Genomic DNA, 8,912 nt, shown 5'->3' with positions numbered 1-8,912 from the left:
CAGGAGGACTGAATCATGCCCGTGACCGACGTCCAGCAGGACCTCGACAACCTCACCCTGACCATCACGGCGGACTTCGCCGCTCCGGTCGAGCGGATCTGGCAGGTCTACGCCGACCCCCGCCAGTTGGAAAAGATCTGGGGACCGCCGACCTACCCGGCGACCGTGGTCGACCACGACCTGCGGCCCGGCGGTCGGGTGACCTACTACATGACCAGCCCCGAGGGCGAGAAGTTCGCCGGGTACTGGCTGGTCACCGCCGTCGACCAGCCCAGAAGCTTCTCCTTCGACGACGGCTTCGCCGACCTGGACTTCAACCCGAATCCGAACATGCCGGTCTCGACCAACGCCTACACCTTCACCGGGCACGCCGGCGGCACCCGCGCTACCTACGTGAGCAGGTACCAGTCGGTCGAGGCGCTGCAGAAGGTACTCGACATGGGCGTGGTGGAGGGCGCCACCTCGGCGATCAACCAGATCGATGACCTGGTCGCCTCCTGATCCGTGGCCGGCCGGGGGCGCCGGCCCCCGGTCGTCCGACACTGATCGACGCGGGTCTTTCAGCTGCGCCGACTTTGCGGATCATCCCTACACTGGGCCGCGTGCGTACCGTGATCGTCCAGCGACCGGACGGTGGAACCTGGCGAGTCCGCGTCGTGTGGGAACCGCGCTGGCGGGCGCTCGCCCGGCGCTTCGGCGGCTGGCGCCGGCGCCGCACCGACGGCGGCGTGGGTGACCTCGGCGTCGATCTGCCGAGCGGCAGTGGTGGCCACCATGGTGGCGGTGGCGGTGGCGGTGGCTGGGGCGACCTCGGCGACGACATCGTCGTGGGCATCGCCGTCATCGTCGGGATGATCGTGGTCGGCGTGTTGTTCTGGTGGCTGTTGCTGCCCCTCCTGCTGCTGGTGCTCGATGTTGTCGCGGTCGTGGTGCTGGTTGTCGTCGGCGTTGCCGGACGCGTGCTGTTCCGCCGGCCGTGGACGGTACAGGCGCGCGGTCCGGCGGGTGCCGAGGCGGCTGCCGCGGTGGTCGGCTGGCGCGCCGCTCTGCGTACCCGGGATGAGATCGCGGAAAAGATCCGGCTGGGTTTTCGGCCGGAGGAGGCGGTCCGCGCGTCCGTGGCGGTATCTCGGGTGGGTAGCGGCTGACGGGGCTTTTTCTGCGAGGCCGGGCGGCACGGCGGTGGTCGTCCGGTCGGCCCGGCGTCACGACATGGCCGGCGCCTCGCCGCGCGTCTGACGGCCGGGTGACAGGGGACCTGCGTGCTCGCCGCCCACCGTTGCACGTTGTCGTGTCGGGTCAGGCCGTCCAACGGTGCCTGGTCGGTGTGGTCGGTGGGTTGCCGGTTCCATACTTGCCGTCCGGTGTAGCGAGGGTTGGCCAGGATCGCGGCGACGGTGGTCAGGGTCCAGCCAGGCGGGCGGTGATGCGGGTTGCGGTGCGGGTCGACTTGCGAGGGGCAGGGCGTGCCGGTGTCGTTCAGCTCGCGGGCGATGCCGGCGATGCTGCGTCCGGTGAGTCTTTGCGCGAAGATCCATCGGACTTGCGGGGCGGTCGCCGGGTCCGGTTCCAGGCGGTGCAGGCGTCGCCCCCAAGCGGCGTCAGCGCGGTTGGGGTGTGGCCCGGCGTCGACGAGCTGATAGCCGTAGGGTGGTCTGCCGCCGAGGTGCCTGCCTTGCAGTTCGGTCTGGGCGCGCATCGCCGCGAGAACGCGATACCGAGCCCGTGACACCTCGCGTTGCGAGCGGACACCGAGCAGATCAAGCAGGGCGCGTTGACGAGGGGATGTCGAAGTCGACAGCGCCGTAGGTTTCCGGTAGCCACAGGGCGACGCCGTGCCGGCGCAGGATCGGGATCAGCTGGTCGAGTTGCTGGCCTCGGAAGGCGCGCTCGTACTCGCCGACCACGATGGCATCGAAGCTCCGTCGCGATGAATCAAGGTCGGTCAGGAGCCGAGCAGCGTGCGGGCGATCCGGCCAGGGGACGCGGCGTGAGACGCCGACGTCGAAGTACTCCGCCACCAGCGCGCCGTGGCCGGCGACAAGTTCCTGTGCGGCGCATAGCTGCCAATGACGCGACGAGCTGCGGTCCTGATGATCAACGGTGGAGATCCGGCCGTAGAACGCGAACCGCAGACCATCTACCTGCGCCGTGAAGCGTTGCGGGCGCAGTCTGCGCTCGCGTACGGCCCACGCGGTCAACGCGCTCGAATTCGCGTCGTCGGCTCTGGTACTCATCGCAACTCCGCCATTAAGAACTCCTAACTCAACCGGGTGCATCGGCATGACTTCATCTTTGGGTCCGCCGTTGTCGCTGACATGAGGAAGCGCGACCCCCAGCCGTGGCTGGTCGATGACGACCTCTGGGCCCGGATCGAGCCGCTCATCCCGAAGCAGCCGGCTCGTTCGGGTCCTGGTCGCCGGCCGGTCGATGACCGCAAAGTCTTGTGCGGCATCTTGTTCGTGTTGTTCACCGGCATCCGCTGGGAATGGCTACCCAACGAACTCGGCTTCGGCTGCGGGATGACCTGCTGGCGCCGGCTGCGGGACTGGAACAACGCCGGCGTCTGGCAACGCCTGCACGAGGTCCTGCTCGCCGAGCTTCGTGCCGCGGGCAAGCTGGACCTGTCCCGGGCGGTGGTCGACTCCAGCCATGTGCGGGCGCTCAAGGGCGGCCCAAACCGGCCGGAGCCCGGTAGACCGAGGCCAGCGGTGTCCCGTTGGCGGTGCTGCTGACCGGCGGCAACCGCAACGACGTCACCCACCTGATTCCCTTGCTGCGAGCGATACCGCCGATCCGCGGCAAACGCGGACGGCCCCGTAGCCGGGCACCGAAGGTCTACGCCGACCGCGGCTACGACCACGACAAGTACCGCGCCCTGGTCCGCGAGCTGGGCATCACACCGGTCATCGCGCGCCGCGGCAGCGAGCACGGCTCCGGACTGGGCAAACTGCGCTGGGTCATAGAGCAGAGCTTTGCGCTGCTGCACTGGTTCCGCCGCCTGCGCATCCGTTGGGAGATCCGCGACGACATCCATGAAGCCCTGCTCAAAATCGGCTGCGCACTGATCTGCTGGCGGCGCCTCAACCACTCAAAGAGTTAGGAGTTCTAAGTCGACCGAGCGCGAGAGCTACTCCGTCTCACCCGTTGGAGTCGCTCTCTGGCTGCGCGCGCCGCGAGCCGCCGAGAAGACGATCGAGGACGCCGTAGCGCAACGGGCATCGGCGAGCCGAGGCATCCAGAACCGGCGGACGCCATGGTCCGTTGCACCCTCGTCGATCATGACGACGCCTACGGCTTTGGCGATACTCAAACGCCTCGGGCGTCTCCTCATACCGCGACAGGTCGCCGGTCAGCTCCTTCAGGCGTTCCTTGGCTTCGGCCTGGGTCGTATAGAGAACTCCCGTCTTTGATTGACCTCGTTGACGACCTGCCGGTCGGCCAACCGAGAGTGCATATGAAGCTCGAGGCCAACCGCATCGTCGGAGAGGAAGAGCGCGTGCACATGAAAGATGAACGGCACCGAGGCGTACCCGAGTTCGCGAGCGCGGTATAGCTCCAACTGGTAGAGCGCCGCTCTTGCACGGCGAGGGTTGTCTGTTCGAGTCGTTCGGTGCCGCCGGCCTCGAGGGTCAGTGCCAGTAGCGTTCGTCGACCTGTCGGGCCAGAAGCACCGGGCTGTCCATCCGGGCGGAAAGATTCACCGCGTCGTGTAACCCGGCTTCGATGCCGGGGGCGGCGTCGAGGTTACGGAACTTCTGTTCGGCGGTCTGCGGCAGGATCAGACGCCACGCTTGATTGGCGGGGGAGGGGTAAGCCGCGGGCCATATCCGCATTACCACGCCGCCGGCAGCCACTACGGCACGCTTCTCCAGGGTGTACAGGTTCGTGTAACCCATCGGGACGGCAATGTCGCCGTCCTTGCGCACCTCGACACCGAGCACCGTGCGGGTGAAGCCGTGGTTCGTGGCGTAGATCAACGACGTCTCGTCATGGGTCACGTCGAATGCGGGAAGGCCGTCCGCGAACGGGCCGTACGCGTTCGTTTGTAGAGACGGAGGAGTGAACGATGTGGCGTCGGGGGACGTCCACGCCGTGCTGTCGGTGATATCGCCAATGTCGAACGTCACCGACTCATGATCGCATTGGCGTCGCATAGCCGTTCCCCGGCCACCGCCTCCGGGCCCCGCAGCTGTTCAGCGAGGGTCTCAGAGCTCATCGTGGTGATGTCGCAGACCAGGGCATGCCCGTATTGGCTCTTGGCTTGCTCGACGGCGAGATCTTCCAGACGTACCGCACGAGCCCCTGCCCCTGGATCGGCAGAGCAATCTTCGCTGGCGCTTATACGGTGAGCGCCAACACTCTCGTAGCAATGACCGTGGGCGTACCCGCCGTTTCGGGCCTCGGATACTCAAACTCGTAGATTCGTGTGGTCGCTGACCAGCGATTTGTGGTTGGTGGCCTCGATCGTTTATGACCCGGGCCGAACACACCCGGGAGCAGTTGCAGTCGCGGCTCGAACCATCTCAGATGTCACCTACCGGTGCAGCAGATCCGCCGGTAGTTGATCAGGGTGCCCGGTTTCGGCAGGTCCCCGCTACATACCAGGACCGGTGAGGTATGGGACCGGAGTGGAGGTGAGCCATTCCCCTTCGTCTTGGATGATGGGACATCCCTCGGCGTCACCGGCGGTCCTATCTTCTCTCGGGGAAGGGTTGGACCGCCGGCCGGCAGGCTGCTTGAGCCTCCTTACGCGGTTCGCCCCGCTGAAGTAGGCCGGGCTTGTATAGACCACCCGACGATCGCCGTCGACCCGGGCGAACTCGACCTGCGCCCGGAAGTAGCCCGACGGATTGACCGGCCAACTTCAACGCCGGAAACGCGTCCGGGCTGGCACCGATGGTGACCTGGCCGGCGGTCTTGTCGGCGGCCGACAGGCGGTACGTCTTCTCGGTCCGGCACTACGCCCGGCGCGGAGCGCACCATGGCGATGGCACCCGCGTCAAGGGGTGTTCACGTCAGTCGAGACATCGACGCCGCCATGGAGCAACGGATTCACCATCGTCGTCGGGCCGGACGGGTACCCGGACGGCGGCGCCCGGGCAGCGGTCTTTAGTGATGTCTTAAACCTTCCTGATGCTTACTGCGATCGGCGTCGTGGACGCAGAAGATCAGTTCCGGTCTCACCCAAGGAGTCATCACATGCCGTTTGGCGACCCTGCCGCCTCGCCCCTGTCCCGGCCGCGCCGCCCCAGCGGGCGTCGTCTGTTCTCCGGCCTGGCGGTGCTGATCAGTGTGGCCGCTGCCTTGGCGGGCGTGGCCAGTGCGTCCGCTGACGTCCGCCCGTTCGGCCGGGGAGCGCATCATCCTGCCCTGCCTACCGCGCCGGCGATCTCGGGCGAGGCCACCGCTGACTCCATGGCGAGCAGCCCCGCCGCCGCGGCCAGCTCCGCACCGGCGCCGTCGAGCCCTGCCGCCCCACGGCACTCGCCACCCGCCACCACAGCGGCAGCCACCGGCACCACCGCCGATGCTTCCGGCAACCACACAGTGACGTTCGTCAACCGAACCGGCGAGCAGATCTGGATCGGCAACGCGGTCAACCCCGACGGGTCGACCCCGATAACCGGCCTGCCCGTCCTGAAGCCGGGCGCCCGCGGCGCCATCACGATCCCGGAAGACGGCGGCGCCACGCAGTGGAGCGGCCGGTTCTTCGCCCGCCAGGGCTGCACCGGCACGCCGGGAACGACCTTCCACTGCGCAATCGGCGACTGTGGCAGGTTCGCCGACCGCTGCGAGATCCAGTACGGGCAGCCGGCCAGCTTCGCCGAGTTCGGCTTCTATCCGGGCGACTCCACATACGGCAAGAACTGGTACAACGTCAGCTACGTCAACGCGCTCAACTTCCCGATCACCATCGAGCCGGTGAACGCGGTGAAGTCGCCGTACGGTGGCGTCAACGAGTGCAGCCAGGCGGGCTGCCCCACGAAGCTGCTCGCTGCGTGTCCTGACGCGGACCTGAAGTCCGGCGGCCGGTTGTGCCTGAACTCCGATCCGGACTCGGCGGACACCGACTACACGCGCAAGCTCAAGGCCGCCTGCCCGCGCGTCTACACCTGGTCCAAGGACGGAGAGGCCGACAACACCTCGCCCGCCTACAACTGCACGACCTGCACCGGATTCACCGTCACCTTCCTCAGCAACTGACCCGGACCCCACAGCTCATTCAGGAGAATGCAGGCCTCCCTGAGCCGGCGGCCGGGCGACGTACTTCTTGCTGGCGCACCCTGCGCCATGGCCTGGTGAGCGACTGCGGCCCCCGACAGGTGGGACCCGGACGACCTGGCCGGCTACCTGCGCACCCACAACCTCACAATGCTGCCGGAACCGGGTCTGGTTGACGAGGGTGACCGTAGGCTCGGCCGCGGCGTGGGCGACCGAGACCCCCGAGGGCGGCCGACACGCTGATCAACGCCCCGGCAACGGCGACGAGCTCGTGCGGATTCCGTGGGTCACGGACGGGTACGTCTGTGCGCCGGGCTTCAGGGCGAGCTGAAGACCAGGCCGCCCGGGTACAGCACGGCGACCTCGCCGAGGGCGGCGTCGACCTCCGGGACCAGCCCGAAGAGCACGCCGCGCTCGATGACGAGCTGGGCGCGTACCAGGCGGCGTACCTGCTCGCCGACGAGGGATCTTGGAGCCGGTGCGGCCGCCGGAGGCGGCCAAGCCGAGTTCTTTCATGAACCCGCTCTGGCTCGGGCCGAGCTCCATCATCGGGGTCTTGTGCCGGACCGCGTAGCCGCCGAGCAACGCCAGCAGTAGCCCTCCTTCGGCCCGTACGGTAGGCCGACGTTGCTGCCGTCCTTGGGGTTGATGCCGGCGGTCCAGGTGGCGGTCCACCCGTTGCGTGAGCGGCTGAGCACTCGATATTCCTCGGCGGGCCCGGCCGGGGAGAGGGACATATCGCGGTGTTGTCCATCGGTGACGACTGGGCCGAGGCAAACCACGACGTCGAACTTCAGAGCGAGGACGGCCGACGGTTGACCCGTCGGCGGCTGCCTGACGACGCCCGCGCTGGCGGCCGGCGGGTTGCTCGCACACCGCCTGGCCGTCGTAGCGCGACGGGAGTTCGTGGTCGACTTGGCTATCCGACGGGATCTTCAGTAGGCCGGGTGACCGTCAGGGCCGCCGACGTGGCCCGGTTGCCCGACCGGTCAATGGCGATGATCCGTACCTTGGCCCCGAGGTTGGTCGCGCCGACGGAGTACGAGCGGGAGGTGGAAGGCAGCCGGGCAACCACTCGGTCGTTGCTCTCCACCAGGTAAGCGGCGATCCCGCGAGCGTCCGTGGCGGCTGTCCACGTGATCGGCAGGCTGCCCTCAGATGTCTCAGCCGGGGCCGAGACGTGCGGCGTGGTCGGCGGTGTGGTGTCCGACTTGACCGGCAGGAACCGAAGCGTCGCCGAGCGGGGACCGACCGCCGTCACGATGACCCGCAGCCCCTTGGAGCCGGGAATGGTCCAGCGGTCGCCGAGGGCGAGGATGCTGTCGGAGTCGTCGCCCATCCGGTCGCGGTGGTCGGGCATGCCCAGCAGGCCCTGACCGTGGGCGGTGGCCAGTCGTACGTTGACGCCGGGTTCGTCGCCGGCGATCCACATAACGGTGCTCTTGGTGTGCATGTCGAAGAACAGGTCGCCGTAGCTGGTGCGCACCAGCGCCGTGCGCGTACCGGTGGTCCCCGAGACGACCAGCCGGATGTCGGTGGTGCGGGACGCGGAAATCACCCGGGTACGGGTCTTGCCGGCGAGCAGCGCTTGGGCGACGCCGCTGACGTGGCAGTCCGCCAGTTGGCAGACGTTGCCCTGGCTGTCCCAGGGGTCGCTGTACTCGTACTCGCTGCACCTGGCCGACAGTGGCGTCGAGGCGCCGGACGAGGTGCGACATCCCACCGCGTTGGCGTGATACAGGCCAAGGTTGTGACCCAGTTCGTGAGCCACCACGGAGGCGTCGGGGTAATCGGCCGCATGCACCCAGGCATAGCCGCGTCCGGGAGCCTGGTCAGCCCAGCCGTAGTTGCCGCCGCAGCCGAAGCCCCACCCGAGTACGTGATGGCGGGCGCGCATCGACTGGGTCTTGGCCACCGTGCGCAGGTAGCCGAAGTCGGAGGTGCAGGCCCGGTCGCGGGGCACCTTGCGGGCGCCGCGCAGCGTGAAGCGGAAGGTGACGCCCGGCAGCTCGCGGGTGTAGTAGGCGCGGACCTGCGCGAGCGCGGACTTCAGGGCAGCGCTAGAGGGGGCGGCTGCGGCGTAGAGCGGGTACACCTGCACGGTGTGCGTTCCCGTCACGGCCTTGTATCCGATGCCTGGTTTGATGCCTTTGAGAGCCTTGAACACCACCTTGCCGCCCGCGACCCCGTCGGCCAGGTGGACGTCACGCCGCCCCGGTGCCGGGCCGATCAACGCACGCGGCGTGGTCGCCGCCGCTGCCTGCACAGCCGTACCGGGGTGGTCTGCCTGAGCAGGAACGCTCGGGACCGCCGAGGAGGACAAGCCGGCCACGAGCGCGAAGGCGAGCGCAGCCCCACGGCGGAACGTATGGCTGGTTCCCATCGGTCGTCTCCTGGTGTGTCGTGGCACTCATGGCAGGCGGCGGTGCTTTCGAGCCGGCCAGAGCCGATGCGGGCGGGTCGGGCTGTGCCCCCGACGATCGGCTTCGAAGCCGCGGGGTTGAGTTGTCCGGGCCCGTCCGCGTGTCAGTCGGGGCCGGCGGTATCCATCCGCTGGACCTCAGCCCGGCGAGTTCGGCACGGAACTGCGTTCTAGGCAGTGTCGCCAAAGGGTCATAGCCATTGCAGCAACGCGGCGATGGTGACGGTGGCCTGGAACGACGTGCTGGTCTTGTCGTATCGGGTGG

Annotated in this window: 6 protein-coding genes and 2 pseudogenes; 4 read left to right on the top strand and 4 right to left on the bottom strand. The window is 68.1% G+C overall.

The window, feature by feature from the left end:
• The first annotated feature begins 15 nt into the window (after positions 1–15).
• Positions 16–501, top strand: a complete 486-nt coding sequence (locus AB0J80_RS38335) for an SRPBCC domain-containing protein (RefSeq protein ID WP_364714735.1) — start codon at positions 16–18, stop codon at positions 499–501.
• Between the two features lie 101 nt (positions 502–602).
• Positions 603–1,148 carry a hypothetical protein gene (locus AB0J80_RS38330; protein ID WP_364714736.1) on the top strand — a complete coding sequence of 182 codons (546 nt, stop codon included), beginning with the start codon at positions 603–605 and terminating at the stop codon, positions 1,146–1,148.
• 233 nt (positions 1,149–1,381) lie between these two features.
• On the opposite strand, the pseudogene AB0J80_RS38325 reads toward AB0J80_RS38330, so the two are convergent.
• Both AB0J80_RS38325 and AB0J80_RS38320 read right to left on the bottom strand, forming a co-directional pair.
• A pseudogene (locus AB0J80_RS38325) lies at positions 1,382–1,699 on the bottom strand (recombinase family protein); the annotation flags it as partial.
• Between the two features lie 61 nt (positions 1,700–1,760).
• Positions 1,761–2,237 carry a hypothetical protein gene (locus AB0J80_RS38320; protein WP_364714733.1) on the bottom strand — a complete coding sequence of 159 codons (477 nt, stop codon included), beginning with the start codon at positions 2,235–2,237 and terminating at the stop codon, positions 1,761–1,763.
• Positions 2,238–2,318: 81 nt separating this feature from the next.
• On the opposite strand from AB0J80_RS38320, the pseudogene AB0J80_RS38315 reads away from it, so the two are divergent.
• Positions 2,319–3,103: pseudogene (locus AB0J80_RS38315) on the top strand (IS5 family transposase).
• 529 nt (positions 3,104–3,632) lie between these two features.
• Here the strand turns inward: AB0J80_RS38315 and AB0J80_RS38310 are convergent.
• Positions 3,633–4,130: a hypothetical protein gene (locus tag AB0J80_RS38310; protein ID WP_364714732.1), complete on the bottom strand. Its 498-nt coding sequence runs from the start codon at positions 4,128–4,130 to the stop codon at positions 3,633–3,635.
• Positions 4,131–5,202: 1,072 nt separating this feature from the next.
• Between AB0J80_RS38310 and AB0J80_RS38305 the strand changes: the two genes are divergently transcribed.
• Positions 5,203–6,207, top strand: coding sequence for a thaumatin family protein (locus tag AB0J80_RS38305; RefSeq protein WP_364714731.1), 1,005 nt, complete (start codon positions 5,203–5,205; stop codon positions 6,205–6,207).
• Positions 6,208–7,144: 937 nt separating this feature from the next.
• Here the strand turns inward: AB0J80_RS38305 and AB0J80_RS38300 are convergent.
• Positions 7,145–8,608: a hypothetical protein gene (locus AB0J80_RS38300; protein ID WP_364714729.1), complete on the bottom strand. Its 1,464-nt coding sequence runs from the start codon at positions 8,606–8,608 to the stop codon at positions 7,145–7,147.
• Between the last annotated feature and the right edge of the window lie 304 nt (positions 8,609–8,912).

Source organism: Actinoplanes sp. NPDC049548 (assembly GCF_040676695.1).
GTDB lineage: Bacteria > Actinomycetota > Actinomycetes > Mycobacteriales > Micromonosporaceae > Actinoplanes.
Note: the sequence above shows the minus strand (reverse complement) of the source record. Positions and strands in the feature narration are given on the sequence as shown.

Coding starts and splice junctions, on each gene's coding strand:
- AB0J80_RS38335 (WP_364714735.1), top strand. CDS start 16: ATGCCCGTGACCGACGTCCAGCAGGACCTCGACAACCTCACCCTGACC.
- AB0J80_RS38320 (WP_364714733.1), bottom strand. CDS start 2,237: ATGAGTACCAGAGCCGACGACGCGAATTCGAGCGCGTTGACCGCGTGG.
- AB0J80_RS38305 (WP_364714731.1), top strand. CDS start 5,203: ATGCCGTTTGGCGACCCTGCCGCCTCGCCCCTGTCCCGGCCGCGCCGC.
- AB0J80_RS38300 (WP_364714729.1), bottom strand. CDS start 8,608: ATGGGAACCAGCCATACGTTCCGCCGTGGGGCTGCGCTCGCCTTCGCG.